This is a genomic window from Bradyrhizobium sp. SUTN9-2, from assembly GCF_003122645.1.
In the GTDB taxonomy this organism is placed as follows: Bacteria; Pseudomonadota; Alphaproteobacteria; order Rhizobiales; family Xanthobacteraceae; genus Bradyrhizobium; species Bradyrhizobium yuanmingense.
This window is the reverse complement of record NZ_LAXE01000001.1, coordinates 6,396,311-6,414,590: the sequence shown is the minus strand read 5'-3', so window position 1 is coordinate 6,414,590 and position 18,280 is coordinate 6,396,311. Positions and strand designations below refer to the sequence as shown.

The window sequence follows — 18,280 nt, the reverse complement described above, 5'->3', positions numbered from 1 at the left end:
TGGGCCAACAGCCCGGGCCTTCAGCCGCCGCAATCGCAGCCTTCGACGGGAGCGAAAGCGAGCTAGGGCATGATCCGGAAAAGTGTGAAGCGGTTTTCTGCAAAGATCATGCGTAAACAACAATCTAAAGCGCGATGACGATTCATCCAAATCTCATCGCGCTTTAAGGCTTTGCGAAGCGAGAGCCCGTTGCCGACGGCGAATGGCCTGATCGGCGCGATTTGTGGGAGACATTGCGAAGCTTGCGCCTGAGCCACCAGGCCGACACGGACACGATGGCCCAGACCGTCATCGCGGCGAAAAAAGCGAGCGCGACGCTTGACCCGACGATCAAATGGAAGATAGCGGCGAACGCGGCGAGGCCGATGCTACCGAGCGCGGCGCCGGCAGCATCGAGCGCCGCGGCCTTCTGTCCGCGACGCCGCCCGCTCAGGCCGGCCTTCTCCTTGGCGTGACGCTCGTGGCTTTCGATCAGCGTCGCGCTGGCGCAGAAGATGGCCGGAAGAGCAAGAAAGAGCCCGCCGACGGACGGGCCGGACTTCGAGCCGATAACGCCCGCGAGCACCGTCGCACCGCCGCCGAGCACGAAGCGAATGGCGTACTCGTACCACCGCGTCTGTTTCAGCGCCGATGTCGATAGCTTCACCAGCATCAGGCGGCACCTCCCAGGCCGGCGAGCAGGCCGAAGGCGACAACGAGCCATGCGGCAAAGGCGAGGATCGTGGCTGGAAGCGCGCCGAAACGGAACCTCATCAGGAGGTGGCAGACGACGACGCTGTAGCAGGCGAGCGCGACGGCGCCATAGATCATCGTCCAGCTCTGGGCCGCAGCATATTGCGGGCCGTGCTGGACCACTGCGATGGCGAGGGTGGCAAGCGCCACCGACGGTGCGGCGCCGAGCAGCCCGGCAAAGCTCTTCGGCCGCAGCATGTCACCGAGGATCGCGAAGACGGATACGATCAGGCCGCCGGCGACGAAGCGCACGAGATATTCAGTCATGGCTGTCCCCCCGAGCCCTTGCGCTGCCGCTGCCGTGACTTCGCCATCGTGAACGGCCGGAACAGGCGCTCGACAACGATGCCCAGCATGAAACCTGCCACGACATCGCTGACCCAGTGCGCGAGCAGCGCGACACGCGTCAGGGACAGCGCTACCGCAAAGGAGCGCGCCAGGTTGCGCGGGGCCGGCGGCAACAGGCCCGCGGCCGAGGCAAGGGCGCCCATATGCACGGCGTGACCTGAGGGAAATGCATCATGCGCGCGCCCCGAAAAGGGAACACCGCGCCCATGGCCGCTCACCGTCAGCCGGTCGGGCCTCGTCTGATCGAACACGGATTTCAAGACATGCGGTAACACGGCCGTCGCCAGCGACACGATCAGGACGTGATCGGCAACGGGGCGCTGCTGCGGGTGCCGGAGGCGGGTGTAGAGCCATCCTGCTGCCGCGAGCGCAACCAGGACATGCTCGTCGGCGGCCCACGTCATGGCCTGGGCGGCATGCTCGAGCCCCGATTTGGTATTGTGCGCGATCTCGTTGGCGATCGCCGTATCGATCCGGGTGGGTTTGACTGTTACAAGGGCCATCGGTCCGTCGGCGACTGTTCCTCCATGACAGTTTTGTAAAGCCTGGAAACAAAGAAGGTTCCTGGCTCAACCGGCAGGCACCGCCCAGCGGCAGCGCGATGACGTTCTCATCGCGCGTCAGGAAGGACGCCGGAGGGCCGGCGTCCTTTCAGCAATGCGTTACTTGCTGGATTGGCCGACGCTTGGTGCCCTGCCGAGGTTCTTGGCCATCTCGAGGTGGTGCTTCAACGCCGGGAGCGTCTTGCCGGCCCAATCCTTGAGCTCGGCATTGTCGCCGCCCTTGGCGTAGCGCTCGAACAGCGACACGGCATCTTCATGCGCGCTGACCTGATAGGAATTGTAGTCCGAGCTGAAATCCTTGCCGCTCGCATTCTTGAGCTTGTCGATCTTGCTCTGATGCGAGCTGTCGAGCGCCGTCGGCAGCTTGGCCTGCACCTTGCCATTGCCGACCAGTCCCTTGAGCTCGTTGCTCGTCTTGGTGTGATCGGTGATCATCTGCTGCGCGAAGGCTTTCTCTTCCGCGTTGCCCTTCTGCTGGGCGAGCTTGCTCGATTCGATCTCAAACATGTCGCTGATCGCGACCTGCGTCACGAAGTCCGCGGTCGCAGGCGCAACGCCGAGCGCCGAATTCACGCCGGTCTTTTCGCCCAGCGACTGGGCGAGGGCAGGGCCTGCGAGAATCATGCAGGCAAGAGCGATGATTGTGCGTTTCATGGTCAAATCCTTCCGAAAAGGTCGCGTGGCCGCTTGCCGGCGACGTGCGGCGACCAACACGCCGCCGGGGCCGAGGTTCCTAACGGCTAATCCGCGCGATTCCGTCCGGTGCGCGGATTGATGGGATCTGTCGGCTTGCGTCGAAGCCGTTCGGGCAGGAACGGTTCGGCCGCCGTGGCGGTCGCGTCGGCCCGTACGTCCGCGTGGTGCTGCGCCTGCTCGTGGGAGGTGGGGTTGTCACTGATCCGGCGCTTGACGTCGAGACCGTCGACCGGATCGTTGACGCCGTGCCGGATGTCGCGGAAATCACTCATGGCTCGCCTCATTGCTTTCCTGGCAGGATCGATTCCAGCACCTGCCGCGCTGCTCCCTTGATCATCCCGCTCTCGTTCGGGTCGCCCTTCATCAGGGCGAGCGAGAAGTTCTTCGCCTGCTGCAAGGTGATGTGCGGCGGCAGCGGCGGCACCTCGGGATCGGTTTTCACTTCCAGCACGACGGGCATCTCGCTTGTTAGCGCCTGTTCCCAGGCCGAGCCGAGCAGCTGTGGGCTGTCGACGAAGATGCCGCGCAGGCCGACGAGCTCGGCGAAGCGCGAATAGGAGACGTCGGGAATGCGCTGTGACGCCTCGAACTTGGGATCACCGTTGATGATGCGTTGCTCCCAGGTGACCTGGTTGAGGTCCTCGTTGTTGAAGACGCAGACGATGAAACGCGGGTCCTTCCAGTCGCGCCAATACTTCGCCGCGGTGATCAGCTCGGCCATGTTGTTCATCTGCATGGCGCCATCGCCGACGAGTGCAATCACGGGGCGGTCGGGCTGGGCGTATTTGGCCGCGAGCGCGTAAGGCACCGCAGCGCCCATCGAGGCGAGCCCGCCGGAGAGCGAGGCTGTCATGCCGCGCCGCATCTTCAGGTCGCGGGCGAACCAGTTGGCGCATGAGCCGGAATCGCTGGTGATGATGGCGCGGTCGGGCAGGCGCGGCGACAATTCCCAGGCGACGAGCTGCGGATTGACTGGGGCGGCGGGCTGATGCGCGCGGCCATCCAAAGTCTTCCACCACGTCGTAACGTCGTCCTGAATGCCCTGGCGCCAGGCGCCGTCGCTCTTGGGCTTCAGCCGCGGCAGCAATGCGCGCAGCGTCTCGGCGGCATCTCCGATGAGGCCGACTTCCATGGGAAAGCGGATCGACATCATGCTGGCATCGATGTCGATCTGCACGCCACGCGCGCTGCCTTCCTTCGGCAGGAATTCGGCGTAAGGAAAGGCCGAGCCCACCATCAGCAGCGTGTCGCATTCCATCATCATGTTGTAGCTGGGCTCGGTGCCGAGCAGGCCGATCGAGCCGGTGACCCATGGCAGGTCGTCGGGTAGCGCCGCCTTGCCCAGCAGCGCCTTGGCGCAGCCGGCCGACAGCCGGTCGGCGACCGCGATGACTTCGTCGGTTGCACCGAGCGCTCCGGCGCCGACGAGCATCGCGACCTTCTTGCCGGCATTGAGGATCTCCGCGGCGCGGTCGAGATCGGCATCACGAGGGACGACTTTAGGTGGGCTGTACCCGACGCCGGAATGCAGCGTGCCGTGCGCACGGGGCGGGTCCTCGTAATTCTCCTCCTGCAAGTCGTTGGGCAAGATGATGACGGTGGGAGTCCGCCGCGCCAGTGCGATCCGCACCGACCGATCAATCAGGTGCCGCACCTGCGCAGGCGAGGAGGCCTGCATGACATAGGCGCCGGCGACGTCCTTGAACATCGAGAGGAGGTCGAGTTCCTGCTGATATTGACCGCCGAGGGCGTTGCGCGACTGCTGGCCGGCGATCGCCAGCACCGGCTGGTGATCGAGCAGCGCATCGTACAGCCCGGTGACGAGATGCGAGGCGCCGGGACCGGAGGTCGCAATGCAGACGCCGAGCTGACCTGAGAATTTTGCGTAGGCGGTTGCCATGAATGCCGCCATTTCCTCGTGCCGCGCCTGCACGAAGCCGATCTTGCCGTCGGCCCGGTTCATCGCACCGAACACGCCGTTGATGCCGTCGCCCGGATAGCCAAAGATGTGGCGCACGCCCCATTGGTGCAGGCGCTGAATGATGAAGTCGGAGACGGTCTGGGACATTGCGGGCGGCTTTCTCTGTTGCGGCCTCGATAGCCTCAGAGAACCGGTTCTTTGTGGCGATGTTCCCAAGCATTTCCGGAACACGCGCCGGAACGATCGCGCACCCCTTTCGGTTGATTCACAAATGGCTGAGTGGAGAATAACGATGCTCAATCAGAGCGAACTGGACCGTAACGAGATGGGCCGGCTGATCGGAAGCGACAAGGTCGAGGGAACCGCGGTCTACGGTGCCGATCGCAACAAGATCGGTTCAATCGAACGGGTCATGATCGACAAGATCAGCGGCAAGGTCTCATATGCGGTGCTTGGTTTCGGCGGCTTTCTCGGTCTCGGCAATGATCACTATCCGTTGCCCTGGCAGTCGCTGAAGTACGACACCGAGCTCGGCGGTTACGTGACTGCGATCACCGCCAAGGATCTGGAAGGCGCGCCGAAATACGGTGAGAAGACCGACTGGAACTGGAGTGACGACGCCGCCGTGCGCGGCATCAACTCCTATTACGGTGTTCCCTTCGCTTGAGCTTTGAGAGGCGCGGCGCCTCACTCACTCCGCCGCTTCTCTCCGCCCCGGGCCCGCATGCACATGCACCTGCTTGGCATGCAGCACCTCGCCGCATTCCGAGCACACCATTACGGGATCGAACAGCTTGCCGCAGCTCTTGTGCTCGTGCAGCAGCGGGCGGCCGCGCTCGTCGCCCATATGGGCGTCGCCCCAATGCACCATCGCCATGATGATCGGGTAGAGGTCGAGCCCCTTCTGGGTGAGGATGTATTCGTAACGCTTCGGTGCTTCGGAATAGGGGACGCGGCGCAGGATGCCGAAGCGGACCAGCTTCTTCAGCCGCTCCGAGAGCAGATGGCGTGTGATCTGCAGCGAGGACTGAAACGCCTCGAACCGCCGTACCCGCAGGAAGCACTCGCGCAGGATCAGCAGCGTCCAGCGGTCGCCAATCGCGGCGACGGTGCGCGCGAGCGAGCAGGGCTCTTCCTCCAGCGTGTCCCATTTCATGATGCGGTTCCTGCAAGTCGTCAGTCTGAAAAAGGAACTAAGTTGATCGATCAGAGAGATTTTCACTAGAAGCTAACATTCAGCCGCTCAGTTTGACAGTTCTATTTTTGAACTATAGCCTCCGGCACATAAATGCCGCGCGCTCGCAGCGCGGCCCATGGGAGGAGGCGGTCTTGTCCAAGCGAAACGCCACTGCGGCCGTCATCGGAGCCGGCGATTTCATCGGCGCCGAGATCGCCAAGAAGTTTGCCGCCGAAGGGTTCTCGATTTTCGCCGGCCGCCGCAATGGCGATAAGCTGGCGCCGCTGGTGCAAGAGATCGAAGCCGCCGGCGGCGAGATCCACGCCCGCTCACTCGACGCGCGGAAGGAAGATGAGGTCATCGCCTTCCTGAACGACGCCGACAAGCATGCACCGCTCGAAGTCTGCATCTTCAACGTCGGCGCCAACGTCAATTTCCCGATCCTCGACACCACCGAGCGCGTGTTTCGGAAAGTGTGGGAGATGGCCTGCTATTCCGGCTTCCTCGCCGGGCGCGAGGCAGCGCGGCTGATGCTGCCGCGCGGCGGCGGCAACATCTTCTTCACGGGTGCGACCGCGAGCTTGCGCGGCGGCAGCGGGTATGCCGCCTTCGCCAGCGCCAAGTTCGGCCTGCGCGCGGTCGCGCAGGCGATGGCGCGCGAGCTCGGGCCGAAGAACATCCACGTCGCCCATCTCATCATCGATTCCGGCGTCGACACCGAATGGGTGCGCCAGCGCCGGCTCGAGGCGCTCGGGCCGAATGCGCTCGATAATCCCGATCTCCTGATGCCGCCGTCATCGGTCGCGAGCGCCTATTGGCAGCTCTACCAGCAGCCGAAGAGCGCCTGGACCTTCGAGATGGAGATCCGCCCCTTCGGAGAGAAATGGTGACCGCCGCGAGAAAGTCCGGCTAGACTGAGCTCAACATCAAGCAAAACCGGGAGGATTTTCAGTGAAGACCGCGATCACCGAACTGTTCGGCATCGAGCACCCGATCATCCAGGGCGGCATGCATTTCGTCGGCTTCGCCGAGCTGGCCGCTGCCGTCTCCAATGCCGGCGGGCTCGGCATCATCACCGGTCTCACGCAGAAGACGCCCGAGCTGCTCGCCAAGGAGATCGCGCGCTGCCGCGACATGACGGACAAGCCGTTCGGCGTCAACCTCACCTTCCTGCCGGCCTTCTCGGCGCCGCCTTATCCGGAATATATCGCGGCCATCGTCGAGGGCGGCATCAAGGCGGTGGAGACCGCGGGCCGCAGCCCGGAAGCCTACATGCCGGCGCTGAAGGCCGCCGGCATCAAGGTCATCCACAAATGCACATCGGTGCGCCACTCGCTGAAGGCCGAGCGCATCGGCTGCGACGCCGTCAGCGTCGACGGCTTCGAGTGCGGCGGCCATCCCGGCGAGGACGACATTCCCAACATGATCCTGCTGCCGCGTGCGGCGGAAGAGCTGAAGATCCCGTTCGTCGCCTCCGGCGGCATGGCCGATGGTCGCAGCCTGGTCGCGGCGCTCTCGCTGGGCGCGGCCGGTATGAACATGGGCACGCGCTTCATCGCCACCAAGGAAGCGCCGGTGCACCAGAACGTCAAGAACGCGCTGGTCGCAGCCACCGAGCTCGACACCCGCCTGATCATGCGGGCGTTGCGCAATACCGAGCGCGTCCTGAAGAACGCCAATGTCGACCGCCTGCTCGAGATCGAGCGCGAGAAGGGCGCCAAGCTCACGATCGACGACATCCACGACCAGGTCGCGGGCGTCTATCCCAAGATCATGCTGGACGGCCAGATGGACGCCGGTGCCTGGAGCTGCGGCATGGTCGCGGGCCTGATCCACGACATTCCTTCCTGCAAGGAGCTCATCGATCGCATCATGGGCGAGGCTGAAACCATCATCCGCAGCCGCCTGATGGGGTTCCTGGACGGGACGGACGCTGCGCGAAAGGTCGCCTGACACCGTCAAACTTCTTAACCACGGCGGCATCTGACCGCTGGAATTACGCGCGGCGCCTCCTAGATAGGGGTAAATTGCCCCTTTCATAAATCGATTTCAGGAGGCGTCCGTGGTCCTGAAAAGCGTTCCCTTCGCAATTGCCCTCGCCCTCCTGGTCGCAGGGGCCGGTGTTGCGCGCGCCGACGACTACAAGCCCGGCGAATATCTCGGTCTCGATCTCTCCAAGGCGGTGCTGTCGCCGAAACGTCTCGGGCCGGAGACGCACTTCGCGCCGGTCGCGCTCGAAGCGCGTGGCGCGAACGAAGCGCAGGCGCGTGCTGAGCCGGTCGATGTGCCGAAGAAGGTTGCCGCCGAACGTGTTCGTGTGGCCGAGCCGAAGAGCGCGCATGCCAGAAGCGCACCGTCGCGCGGGGCGGCCCGCGCCAAGCTAGCACGCCGCGGCAACCCGCTCGATGCGCAGGCGATGGACACCCGCATCCAGACCTGGCCATGCCGCTCTGGCGGCATTTGCAACTGGAAGCGGTGATCACAGCCGTCATCCCCGCGTCGCAAAACCGTAGGCGCGGAGTCAAGAAACCGTAAGCTGGCAGTCAAGGAGCGCAGGCACCTTCCGTCGCGATTCGACGAAGGTCTCCTGAATGGCAACGCTCCGCGCCTCGCGCGCCTGGACCCGGCGGCAGTTCCTGGTCCGCTCCGCCTCCGGTCTCGCCATCGCCGCGCTCGCGAAGCCTCATTTGAGCCGCGCCGCCGATCGGCCGCAGATCGCAGGCGGCATCCAGTCCGGCGATGTCTCCGGCGGCTCCGCGGTGATCTGGGCGCGCGCCGATCGGCCCGCGCGGATGCAGGTGGAATGCTCCATGGTCGAGAGCTTCAAGACCATCATCGTCTCGGCCTCCGGCGATGCGCTGCCCGCTGCCGATCTCACTGCAAAACTCCTGCTGGCGGATCTGCCGCCCGGGCAGGACATCTTCTACCGCGTCCGCTTCGACGACATCGCCACCGGACTCGTCGGCGAAAGCCGCGTCGGCCATTTCCGCACCGCGCCGGCAGCGCGCCAGTCGATCTCGTTTCTGTGGTCCGGTGACACCGCGGGCCAGGGCTGGGGCATCGACGTCTCCCGCGGCGGCTATCGCAGCTATCGCACCATGCTCGATAACAATCCGGATTTCTTCATCCACTGTGGCGATCACATCTACGCGGACTGCACGATCCCTTCCGAGCAGAAGCTGCCGAACGGCGAGACCTGGCGCAACATCGTCACCGAAGAGAAATCGGAGGTGGCGCACACCCTGGCGCAGTTCCGCGGCAACTACAAATACAACCATCTCGACGAGCACTTCCGCGCCTTCCATGCGCAGGTGCCGATGTTCGCGCAGTGGGACGATCACGAGGTGACCAACGACTGGTCGCCGATCGGGACCTATGACGAGACCGGACACGAGGACGACGGCACCCCACGCCTGGTCGCGCACGCCCGCCGGGCCTTCTTCGATTTCATGCCGATCCGCGACATCGGCGCGCGGCACGGCCGCATCTATCGCAAGATCGCCTACGGCCCGCTGCTCGACGTCTTCATGATCGACATGCGCAGCTACCGCGACGAGAGCTGGAACAAGGGCGATGATCACCGCGGCTGGATCCTGGGCGCCGAGCAGCTCGCCTGGCTCAAGCGCGAGCTCGCCGCTTCGCGCGCGACCTGGAAGGTGATCGCGGCCGACTTGCCGATCGGCCTGATCAGCCTGGATGCCGTTGCGCTCGGCGATGGGCCGCCCGACCGGCGTGAGCACGAGATCGCCGATCTGCTCGCATTCATCACGCGCGCCGGTATCCGCAACATCGTCTGGCTCACCGCCGACATGCATTACACCGCCGCGCACTACTACGATCCGAACAAGGCGCAATTTAAGGATTTCGAGCCGTTCTGGGAGTTCGTCTCCGGCCCGCTGCATGCCGGCAGCTGGGGACCGGGCGAGCTCGACGACACCTTCGGCCCGGTCGCGATGTACCAGCATGGCTGCAGCGCTGCGCAAGGCGAGAATCTCGCGCCCTGCTTCGGCTTGCAGTTCTTCGGGCGGGTCGACATCGATGGCCACAGCGGCGTGATGACGGTGACCCTGAAGGACGTCGACAATCGCGACCTCTGGTCGGTCGACATCGTGCCGCAGCCGCAGGTGCAACCCGCGGTCGTGGCGCAGCATTGGTGAGGTTGCGGCGCGCCAGTCGTCATGCCCGGGCTTGTCCCGGGCATCCACGTTCTTCGTGCCGCGTGGCAATGCGTGGATGACCGGGACAAGCCGGCCATGACGATGGAGAGGCATTGCTAACCCGATCTTGATTGGCCGCTTTGCTCCTCCCGCGCTAGGGTGAGGGGTCCCGCCACTTCTTTTCCATCACCGAAAAGTCTGCTCACGCGGCATCGCCGCGCGATCCGGTGGGCTGAATTGCTCAGGAGCCTGTTGCATGGATCATCTGAAAACACAGGGCATCAGCATGCCCAAGCTCGGCCTCGGCACCTTCCGCATGCAGGGCGATGCCTGCCGTGCCGCGGTCGAGAGCGCGCTTTCGATCGGCTATCGCCACATCGATACCGCCGAGATGTACGCCAACGAGGAGGCGATCGGCGCGGCCATCGCCGCGTCCGGCGTGTCGCGTGGCGAGTTGCACGTCACCACGAAAGTCTGGCACGAGAACCTCAGCTCCGATGCGATCCGCCGCGCTTTCGACGCCAGCCTCAAGAAGCTCCGGCTCGACCATGTTGACCTCTATCTCGCGCATTGGCCGTCGAAGGCCGCGAACTGGGGGGCGGTGTTCGAAACGCTGATGACGCTCAAGGAGGAGGGGCGCACGCGCGCCATCGGCGTTGCCAATTTCACCACCGCGCTGCTCAAGGTCGCGGTCGAGGAGATCAAGGCGCCGATCGCCTGCAACCAGGTCGAATATCACGCCATGCTCGATCAATCGAAGGTGCTTGCCTATCTCCAGCCGAGGTCGATCCCGCTGGTTGCCTATTGTCCGCTGGCGCAAGGGCGTTTCGCGAGCGATCCGGTGCTGGCCGACATCGGCGCCCGGCACGATGCCACCGCCGCGCAGGTCGCTTTGAAATGGCTGCTCGACCAGGACGGCGTCGCCGCGATCCCGAAGGCCTCGCGGCGCGAGAGCCAGCAGGCCAATCTCGACGCGCTGAAGATCACGCTCGACGATGCCGACCGCGAGAAGATCGCCGCGCTGGCGAAGGACAGACGCTGCGTCAATCCAGGTTTCGCGCCGGCGTGGGATTAGCTGCAGTGATCGGGCAATAGAAATGGCCCCGTGAGGGGCCATTTCCTTGTCGCGTTGCGCATTAGTCCCAGTGGTGATGGCGATGGCTGCGCTTGATCACGACGACCTTGTCGCCGCGATGGTGGCGATGCCAGCCATGATGACGATGTCCGCGGAATTCGGCGCGGGCGCCGTACGGGCCGTGGTGATGATGATGATAGCCGCCGCTGCGCTTGATCACCACCGTCTCCGCACTTGCGAGCGTCGGCGCCGCGATCACGAGCGCACCGAGAGCCGCAAACACATAACCAAGCTTCGTCATGATGTCCTCCTCCAAACGAATGCACATCTAAACCGCAGATTTGCGCGAACGTTCCGGAGGAGCGGGGAGAGAATTCTGAACGGATGTTCAGACGAAGGCGTGCTAATCGCAGCGCTGCTGCGCGGGCGTCGGCGCACCGCTGGCGACGTATTTGCCGTTGCTGATCGTGTACTCGCCGCGCTCGCCGCGATTGTAGATCGCGCGCAGGCTGCCGTCCTTCTGCAACAGCAACCCGAACTCGCGGGCCTGATGCAGCGAGGGGAAGTACACCATGACATTGAGCAGGCCCTCGGCATTGACCGTGGCGGACACCACCTCGTTCTCGTCCCTGGCCTCGCCGAAATCGCGCCGGTACATCACACGGCCGTCTTTCCGGATTTCGTAAGTCAAGCGCGCGCCCTGGTCGCGGTCGGGCCTACCCGAGCAATCGACCGCCCAGGAGCCGAGCAGGCCCCATTGCTCCACGGTCACGGCCAGCGTCTCGGCACCAGCCGTGGGGGTGAACGCGACCCACAGCACCGCAGCCGCGATCCAGCGGCCCGAACAACGCATCATGTCCTGAAAAACCCCGCCTCGAACAATTCCAAAGTTTAGCATCCCGCGCGCGGCCCTGCCACGGCGGCTGCCGATCGCCCGCGAATTTGATCCGCGTCAATGAGGCGGGGCGGTTCGAAGATAAGATGGCGTTTCCCGAAGGCGAACGTGGATAGAGCAATGCTGAATCAAGTCATGGATTTTGCGGGCGAAGTACTGCCGGGGAGCTGTGCCGTACCGCCTTATTCCGAGGCCGCGTTTCTGAGCGAGCTGGGCGATCGGTTGCGATCCTCACGCATGCGCTGCGATCTGTCGCGCCGGGAGCTCGCCCGGCGCTCGGGGATTTCCGAGCGCTACATCGCCCAGATCGAGGCCGGCAAAGGCAACGTCTCCATCGTCCTGTTGCTGCGGCTGGCTTCCGCGATTCACGGCAGTCAGCCACAGGCGGCGTGAGGAGACGTCCGGACTGGGCCTCAGGCTCGCTTCTCCACATTGGCGCTGCGGGCGGGCACGCCAAACTCCTTGCGGCAGACTTCGGCTAGCACGGCGACGCCATCGCGGATCTGCTGGTGCGTGGGGCTGGCAAAGCACAGCCGCAGCCGCGAGGCGGAATGGCCCTTGCTGGTCGACCATTCCGGCCCCGGATTGATCGAGACGCCGGCGGCGAGCGCGGCCTGATACAGCTTCAGCGTATCGACCTGGTCGGGCAGCTTCACCCAGAGGAAGATGCCGCCCTTGGGCTCCTCGAACTCAGCGGCGGTCCCGAACTGCTCGTTGAGCGCTTCCATGAGCGTGTCGAGCTTGGTGCGCAGCGCCTTGGTCAGGGCCGGCACGTGAGTTGAAAAATGCGGCTTGCAATAGGTGGCTAGCACCATCTGCTCCAGCGCACCGGAGCCAGCATCCGTCTTCAGCGACAGCATCCGCGACATCACCTCCCAGGGCGCCACGACGAAGCCGACGCGCAGCGCCGGCGCGATCGACTTGGAGAACGAGCCGATATGGATCACGCCGCCGCTCTCGCTCATCGCGTAGATCGCGGGCGGCCGCTGCCCCGACCAGATGAGGTCGGCATAGCAATCGTCCTCGAAGATCGGCACGCCATATTCGGTCGCGAGCCGCACCAGCTCGGTGCGGCGGCTCTCGGGCATGATACTGCCGGTCGGATTCTGCACCGTCGGGATCGTGTAGATGTATTTCGGCCGGATGCCGCGGCGCTTCAGGTCGGCCAGCGCGGAGGCCAGCAGATCCATGCGCATGCCGTCCTGGTCGAGGGGAATGCCGACGACGTTGACGCCGAGCCGCGCCAGCCGTGTCAGGGAGCCCTGATAGCTCTCCTGCTCGAAAATCACGGTGTCGCCGCGCGTCAGTAGGGTGGCGTTGACGAGGTCGAGCGCCTGCAGCGAGCCGGAGACGATCAGGAGGTCGTCGACCGTGCAGCTGATGCCGGCGTCGCGCTTGAGTTTCGTCACCAGGAATTCGCGCAACGGCAGGTAGCCCTGCGGACCATGCGCCAGACCGTAGGTGGCGAGCGAGCGGCCCTCGCGCCGCAGCACCGTGTCGGCCGCTTCGATCAGCTCGTCGAGCGGCACCTGTTCGGAATCGTTGTTGCCGCCGACGAAGCTGTATTTGGCAAGGCCCGTCCAGCGCGCAGACGGGGCCGGCAGCCCTGCTGGAAACAGGGGCGCGAAATCGAAGCTGGACGTCATGGGAGCGTTCCTCGTTTTGTTCTTGTTGAGCGTCGGCTTTGCACCGGCCGCCTTACTTCTTGCCGGCCGTCCTGGTCGGACGGCCCTGACTGATGAAAGCGTAATGCGCGTTGGCGATGCCGCCAACCATTAAGGCTTCGACCACGGGTTCTGCGATCTCGCCCGTGGCGGCCCAGTCGACCAGAAAATTGGCGCCGGTCCCGCCGCGCACGTCGTCGGTCGGAATGAAGATCGAGACGGTGGCGAGCGGCCTCAACGCCACCGGCGTCTTCAGATAGCTCTCGACCTGCTTGCCTGCGGTGTCGAAATAGGCGATGCGTTTGATGACCAGCGGCTGGGTCTCGGAGGCGTTGTGTACGCTCAGCGTCACCGAGAAGTCGACACGCAGCTTGCCCTGGCTCATCGCGACGCTGGAATAGGCGGGCACGTAGAAACCGCCGGATACGGCGAGGTCCTCCTTCAGCGGCGTGGTGAGCGAATCGGCAAAGTTTTGTTCGATACTGACCTTGGATTGCGCGGCGGCGGGCACGGCAAAGGCGAGGGGAGCGAGCAGCATGACTGCGAAGAGCCCATTCCGCATGTGACGAATTGCTCGCTTGTCGCACCGCAACCCACCTCTAGGGTGCGGCAAAACGGACCAATTTGGCATGCATGAGCTCATTCGCGATATCACACTCTCTATTCTGTTCGCCTGGATGCTGGGGCTTCTCGCCCATTTCTCCCGGCAACCGCTGATCCTGGCCTACCTTATCGCCGGCTTCTGCATAGGTCCATTCGGCGCCGGCTGGGTCCATTCGCAGGAATCGATCAGCGTCATCTCCGAGCTTGGCCTGATCTTCATGCTGTTCATGATCGGGCTCGAGATCGACCTGAAGAAGATCGTTCGGGCCGGGCGGGTGATCCTGTTCGCGGCGGGCAGCCAGCTGCTGGGCGGCTGTCTGCTCGGGCTTCTGTTCTTCGTCGGCATCGGCCTGTCGCTCGGCGGTGGGCATTTCGATGCGGTCTATCTCTGCGTCGCCTGCGCGCTGTCGAGCACGGTCATCATCGTCAAGGTGCTCTACGAGAAGCGCGAGCTCGATACGCTGCCGGGCCGCATCACGCTCGGCGTGCTGGTGCTCCAGGACATCTTTGCCATCCTGTTCCTGGCGGTGCAGCCGAGTCTCGCCAATCTGCAGGTCAGCGTCATCCTGCTCTCGATCGGCCGCGTCGCGGTGCTGGTCACGGCCGCGCTTCTGGTCAGCCGCTACGTGCTGCCGCGCGTGTTCCACCAGATCGCCCGGCGGCCCGAGCTGATCCTGCTCGGCGCGCTCGCCTGGTGCTTTCTCGTCGCCGAGACCGCCTATCAACTGTCGCTGTCGCGCGAGATGGGTGCGCTGATCGCCGGCGTCTCGCTCTCGACCTTCCCCTATGCGCTCGATGTTACCGCCAAGGTCACCACGCTGCGCGACTTCTTCATCACGCTGTTCTTCGTCGCGCTTGGCATGACCATTCCCGTGCCCGGCCTCTCGGTCATCAGCCTCGCCTTGATGATCGCGGCGTTCACGGTGGTGAGCCGCCTCGTCACCACCTTCATCCCGCTCTATCTGATGAAGCAGGGCCTGCGCGCCAGCCTGTTACCGGCGCTCAACCTCGCGCAAATCTCCGAGTTCTCGCTGGTCGTGATCCAGACCGGCGTCGCGGACCGCCACATCGCAGCCGAGACGGCGAATGCGGCTTCGTTCGCCTTCGTGGTGCTGGCGGTGCTCTCGACCTTCGTGATGACCCGCAGCGACGAGATCACCCGTTGGGCGATCGGCCCCTTGAAGCGGATCGGCCTGCGCGATCTCGACCATGGCAACGGCCATGCCGAGGAGGGCCACGGGGGCGGCCATGGCGAGGCCCGCCGCATCGTCATCCTCGGCTTTTTCCGTGCGGCGAGTGCGCTGCTGGCCGAGATCGAACGGCAGGCACCGGTGCTGCTGGAGCAGATCACCGTGGTCGATTTCAACCCCAATGTGTACCAGACCCTGCTTTCACGTGGTCTGCACGTGATCTATGGCGACATCAGCAGCGCCGACACGCTGCTCCATGCCGGCGTCGGCAAGTCCGAGATGATCATCCTCAGCGTGCCGGATTCGCTGCTGAAGGGCGCCACCAACGAGAAGCTGGTCCGTCACGTCCGCGCGCTCAATCCGACCGCCCTGATCGTCGCCACGGCCGACCTGTTGGCCGACGTCGGCGCGCTCTACGAGGCCGGCGCCAGCTATGTCACCGTGACCCGGCTCAGCGATGCACATGAGCTGTTTACCGTGATCGAAGCCGCCCAGGCCGGCCTGCTCGCGGACAAGCGCGCCGAGCTCGATCAGCGCCTCGGCGAGCGCCGCGAGGTGCTGCCCTGACGGCGTCGGGCCGCCTTCCTTGCCCGCCTTCCTTGCGGGCAATCTGCGCCTATATCGCTGGTATGCCCGGTGCAAGCCTGAAACCCATCGGCAGGCCCGCCCTCGGACATATGTGGTTGCGCTGGGGAGACTAGCGCCCCGACCCAAGTCCGGCTAAGCCTCCCGGCCATAACCGATAGAGATTGGGAAATGCCCGATAGCGTTCAGGAAGTCTTGCAGGCCTTTGCTCGGGGTGAGCTCGTGGTCGTCACCGACGACGAGGACCGCGAGGGCGAGGGCGATCTGATCGTCGCCGCCTCGCTGTGCACCGCCGAGAAGATGGCCTTCATCATCCGCCATACCTCCGGCATCGTCTGTGCGCCCGTGACGACCGAGGACGCGCGCCGGCTGCGGCTCGATCCGATGGTCGCCCACAACGATTCCGCGCACACCACCGCGTTCACGGTCTCGATCGACTACAAGCCCGACGGCGGCACCGGCATCTCCGCCGAGGAGCGCGCCTCGTGCTGCCGCGCGCTCGCCAATCCCAATGTCGGCGCCAACGACTTCGCCCGGCCCGGCCACATCTTCCCGCTGATCGCTAAGGACGGCGGCGTGCTGCTTCGCTCCGGCCACACCGAGGCCGCGGTCGACCTCTGCAAGCTTTCCGGCCTCCCGCCGGTCGGCGTCATCAGCGAACTCATGAACGACGACGGCAGCGTGATGAAGGGCGAGCAGGTCGCGCAATTCGCGGTCAGGCACAAGCTCAAGCACGTCACCATCGCGGACATGATCGCCTATCGCCAGGCGCGCGAGAAGCTGATCGAGCGGGTCTCGACCTTCGTCACCGACAGCCCGATCGGTCCCTTGCAGGGCTATGCCTACCGCTCGCCGTTCGATTCCATCGCCCACGTCGCCTTCGTCTATAACGGGGTCGGCGACGGCAAGAACGTGCTGACGCGCTTTCACAAGCCGAACATCGTCAAGGACACCTTCACCGGCCACAAGCGCATGGCCGCCGTGCTCGAGCATTTCAAGAAGACCGGCCGCGGCGTGCTGGTCTACCTGCGCGACGGCGCGGCCGGCGTGCCCGTTTCGCCGCTGCCGGACGAGACGTCGACGGAGGCCGACCGCAACCGCCAGTGGCGCGAGGTCGGCGTCGGCGCGCAGATCCTGCGCGACCTCGGCGTGACTTCGATCCGGCATCTCACCTCGTCGGTGCACGACTACAAGGGCCTATCGGGCTTCGGCATCGAGATCGTCGCCAACGAGCAGCTCGAAAGCTGACACGCATTGTCTTCTCCCGGTCGCGCTGAAAGCGCCACCCCGGAACGACCAAGCCAGGATGCAATTGAACTTGTTGCCGCGGCGCTTTACTTTGTCGGGCAATTATCGACGGAACCAGACGCGAAAGGACGTTTCATGAGCGTGCGCCCTCAGGCCAAGGACAAGCCGGCTGCGGCTTCTTTCCAGTGGGACGATCCGTTCCTGCTCGACGAGCAGCTCACCGAAGACGAGCGCATGGTTCGCGACACCGCCCGCGCCTATGCGCAGGACAAGCTGCTGCCGCGCGTCTCCAAGGCCTATCTCGAGGAGAAGACCGACCGCGAGATCTTCAACGAGATGGGCGAGCTCGGCCTGATCGGCATCACGCTGCCGGAAGAATATGGCTGCGCCAATGCGAGCTACGTCGCCTATGGCCTCGTCGCGCGCGAGATCGAGCGGGTCGATTCCGGCTATCGCTCGATGAACTCGGTGCAGTCCTCGCTGGTGATGTACCCGATCTACGCCTATGGCGACGAGAACCAGCGCAAGAAGTACCTGCCCAAGCTCGCCAGCGGCGAGTGGGTCGGCTGCTTCGGCCTGACCGAGCCCGATGCCGGCTCCGATCCGGCCGGCATGAAGACCCGCGCCGAGAAGGTGTCGGACGGCTATCGCCTTACCGGCAGCAAGATGTGGATCTCGAACGCGCCGATCGCCGACGTCTTCGTGGTCTGGGCCAAGTCGGCCGCGCACGACAACCAGATCCGCGGCTTCGTGCTGGAGAAGGGCATGAAGGGCCTGTCCGCGCCGAAGATCGGCGGCAAGCTCTCGCTGCGCGCCTCCATAACCGGTGAGGTCGTGATGGACGGCGTCGTGGTCCCGGAGGACGCCCTGCTGCCCAACGTGTCCGGCCTCAAGGGCCCGTTCGGCTGCCTCAACCGCGCCCGCTACGGCATCTCCTGGGGTGCGCTTGGCGCCGCCGAGGACTGCATGCACCGCGCCCGTCAATACACGCTCGACCGCAAGCAGTTCGGCAAGCCGCTCGCCGCGACCCAGCTGGTGCAGAAGAAGCTCGCCGACATGGAGACCGAGATCGCGCTCGGCCTGCAGGGCTCGCTTCGCGTCGGCCGTCTGATGGACGAGGGCAAGTTCGCGCCCGAGATGATCTCGATCATGAAGCGCAACAATTGCGGCAAGGCCCTCGACATCGCCCGCACCGCCCGCGACATGCACGGCGGCAACGGCATCTCGATCGAGTATCACGTGATGCGCCACGTCCATAACCTCGAGACGGTCAACACCTACGAGGGCACCCACGACGTCCACGCCCTGATCCTGGGCCGCGCGATCACGGGCATTCAGGCGTTTTTCTAGTCACTGTGTTTTTCCGCCGCGGCTAGCTTGCTCAACTGTCATCGCCCGCGCAGGCGGGCGATCCAGTATCCCAGAG

General features: G+C 64.7%; 21 protein-coding genes. 10 read left to right on the top strand and 11 right to left on the bottom strand.

Annotation, left to right across the window (positions count from 1 at the left end; translation table 11 throughout):
* Positions 1-163: 163 nt before the first annotated feature.
* The 6 genes from XF30_RS29705 to XF30_RS29680 all read right to left on the bottom strand — a co-directional run bounded on the left by XF30_RS29705 (position 164) and on the right by XF30_RS29680 (position 4,407).
* Positions 164-652: a DUF3147 family protein gene (locus tag XF30_RS29705; RefSeq protein WP_109144638.1), complete on the bottom strand. Its 489-nt coding sequence runs from the start codon at positions 650-652 to the stop codon at positions 164-166.
* On the bottom strand, positions 652-999 hold the full coding sequence (locus XF30_RS29700) for a DUF3147 family protein (protein WP_036030998.1): 348 nt from the start codon (positions 997-999) through the stop codon (positions 652-654). Before XF30_RS29700 ends, XF30_RS29705 begins: the two co-directional genes overlap by 1 nt.
* The gene (locus tag XF30_RS29695) at positions 996-1,583 is read right to left on the bottom strand and encodes a phosphatase PAP2 family protein (protein WP_109144637.1); all 588 of its coding nucleotides are present in this window, start codon (positions 1,581-1,583) and stop codon (positions 996-998) included. The genes XF30_RS29700 and XF30_RS29695 overlap by 4 nt, the downstream gene beginning before the upstream one ends.
* Before the next feature lie 159 nt (positions 1,584-1,742).
* Positions 1,743-2,297 carry a DUF4142 domain-containing protein gene (locus XF30_RS29690; RefSeq protein WP_036003951.1) on the bottom strand — a complete coding sequence of 185 codons (555 nt, stop codon included), beginning with the start codon at positions 2,295-2,297 and terminating at the stop codon, positions 1,743-1,745.
* A gap of 86 nt (positions 2,298-2,383) precedes the next feature.
* On the bottom strand, positions 2,384-2,611 hold the full coding sequence (locus tag XF30_RS29685; RefSeq protein ID WP_036003954.1) for a hypothetical protein: 228 nt from the start codon (positions 2,609-2,611) through the stop codon (positions 2,384-2,386).
* A gap of 8 nt (positions 2,612-2,619) precedes the next feature.
* Positions 2,620-4,407 (bottom strand): thiamine pyrophosphate-requiring protein, encoded by a 1,788-nt coding sequence (locus XF30_RS29680; RefSeq protein ID WP_109144636.1) that lies wholly within the window; start codon positions 4,405-4,407, stop codon positions 2,620-2,622.
* A gap of 145 nt (positions 4,408-4,552) precedes the next feature.
* Here XF30_RS29680 and XF30_RS29675 point away from each other — a divergent pair, with 145 nt between their 5' ends.
* Positions 4,553-4,927, top strand: a complete 375-nt coding sequence (locus XF30_RS29675) for a PRC-barrel domain-containing protein (protein ID WP_036003959.1) — start codon at positions 4,553-4,555, stop codon at positions 4,925-4,927.
* Positions 4,928-4,951: 24 nt separating this feature from the next.
* Here the strand turns inward: XF30_RS29675 and XF30_RS29670 are convergent, their stop codons facing one another.
* On the bottom strand, positions 4,952-5,416 hold the full coding sequence (locus tag XF30_RS29670; RefSeq protein ID WP_036031008.1) for a winged helix-turn-helix transcriptional regulator: 465 nt from the start codon (positions 5,414-5,416) through the stop codon (positions 4,952-4,954).
* Positions 5,417-5,589: 173 nt separating this feature from the next.
* Here XF30_RS29670 and XF30_RS29665 point away from each other — a divergent pair, with 173 nt between their 5' ends.
* The 5 genes from XF30_RS29665 (at position 5,590) to XF30_RS29645 (ending at position 10,669) form a co-directional block, all read left to right on the top strand.
* Complete coding sequence (locus tag XF30_RS29665) at positions 5,590-6,327, top strand: SDR family oxidoreductase (RefSeq protein WP_036003972.1); 738 nt, start codon at positions 5,590-5,592, stop codon at positions 6,325-6,327.
* A 61-nt stretch (positions 6,328-6,388) separates the two neighbouring features.
* The gene (locus XF30_RS29660; protein ID WP_109144635.1) at positions 6,389-7,390 is read left to right on the top strand and encodes an NAD(P)H-dependent flavin oxidoreductase; all 1,002 of its coding nucleotides are present in this window, start codon (positions 6,389-6,391) and stop codon (positions 7,388-7,390) included.
* Positions 7,391-7,499: 109 nt separating this feature from the next.
* Complete coding sequence (locus XF30_RS29655) at positions 7,500-7,916, top strand: hypothetical protein (protein ID WP_109144634.1); 417 nt, start codon at positions 7,500-7,502, stop codon at positions 7,914-7,916.
* Positions 7,917-8,028: 112 nt separating this feature from the next.
* Positions 8,029-9,594 (top strand): alkaline phosphatase D family protein, encoded by a 1,566-nt coding sequence (locus XF30_RS29650; RefSeq protein WP_109144633.1) that lies wholly within the window; start codon positions 8,029-8,031, stop codon positions 9,592-9,594.
* 256 nt (positions 9,595-9,850) lie between these two features.
* Positions 9,851-10,669 (top strand): aldo/keto reductase, encoded by an 819-nt coding sequence (locus XF30_RS29645; RefSeq protein WP_109144632.1) that lies wholly within the window; start codon positions 9,851-9,853, stop codon positions 10,667-10,669.
* Between the two features lie 61 nt (positions 10,670-10,730).
* Here the strand turns inward: XF30_RS29645 and XF30_RS29640 are convergent, their stop codons facing one another.
* Both XF30_RS29640 and XF30_RS29635 read right to left on the bottom strand, forming a co-directional pair.
* Positions 10,731-10,970, bottom strand: a complete 240-nt coding sequence (locus XF30_RS29640) for a hypothetical protein (RefSeq protein ID WP_109145899.1) — start codon at positions 10,968-10,970, stop codon at positions 10,731-10,733.
* 102 nt (positions 10,971-11,072) lie between these two features.
* Entirely contained in the window at positions 11,073-11,525 is a 453-nt protein-coding gene (locus XF30_RS29635) for a hypothetical protein (protein ID WP_192893286.1), read from the bottom strand.
* Between the two features lie 159 nt (positions 11,526-11,684).
* Between XF30_RS29635 and XF30_RS29630 the strand changes: the two genes are divergently transcribed.
* The gene (locus XF30_RS29630) at positions 11,685-11,957 is read left to right on the top strand and encodes a helix-turn-helix domain-containing protein (protein WP_036031024.1); all 273 of its coding nucleotides are present in this window, start codon (positions 11,685-11,687) and stop codon (positions 11,955-11,957) included.
* A 20-nt stretch (positions 11,958-11,977) separates the two neighbouring features.
* Here the strand turns inward: XF30_RS29630 and XF30_RS29625 are convergent, their stop codons facing one another.
* Entirely contained in the window at positions 11,978-13,210 is a 1,233-nt protein-coding gene (locus XF30_RS29625) for an aminotransferase-like domain-containing protein (protein WP_109144630.1), read from the bottom strand.
* Between the two features lie 52 nt (positions 13,211-13,262).
* On the bottom strand, positions 13,263-13,790 hold the full coding sequence (locus XF30_RS29620; RefSeq protein ID WP_192893285.1) for a DUF3124 domain-containing protein: 528 nt from the start codon (positions 13,788-13,790) through the stop codon (positions 13,263-13,265).
* Between the two features lie 67 nt (positions 13,791-13,857).
* Here XF30_RS29620 and XF30_RS29615 point away from each other — a divergent pair, with 67 nt between their 5' ends.
* From XF30_RS29615 to XF30_RS29605, 3 genes are all read left to right on the top strand, one after another.
* Positions 13,858-15,588, top strand: coding sequence for a cation:proton antiporter (locus tag XF30_RS29615; RefSeq protein WP_109144629.1), 1,731 nt, complete (start codon positions 13,858-13,860; stop codon positions 15,586-15,588).
* 189 nt (positions 15,589-15,777) lie between these two features.
* Positions 15,778-16,854 carry a 3,4-dihydroxy-2-butanone-4-phosphate synthase gene (gene ribB, locus XF30_RS29610; RefSeq protein WP_036004011.1) on the top strand — a complete coding sequence of 359 codons (1,077 nt, stop codon included), beginning with the start codon at positions 15,778-15,780 and terminating at the stop codon, positions 16,852-16,854.
* A gap of 135 nt (positions 16,855-16,989) precedes the next feature.
* Entirely contained in the window at positions 16,990-18,204 is a 1,215-nt protein-coding gene (locus XF30_RS29605; RefSeq protein WP_036004014.1) for an acyl-CoA dehydrogenase, read from the top strand.
* The last annotated feature ends 76 nt before the right edge of the window (positions 18,205-18,280 follow it).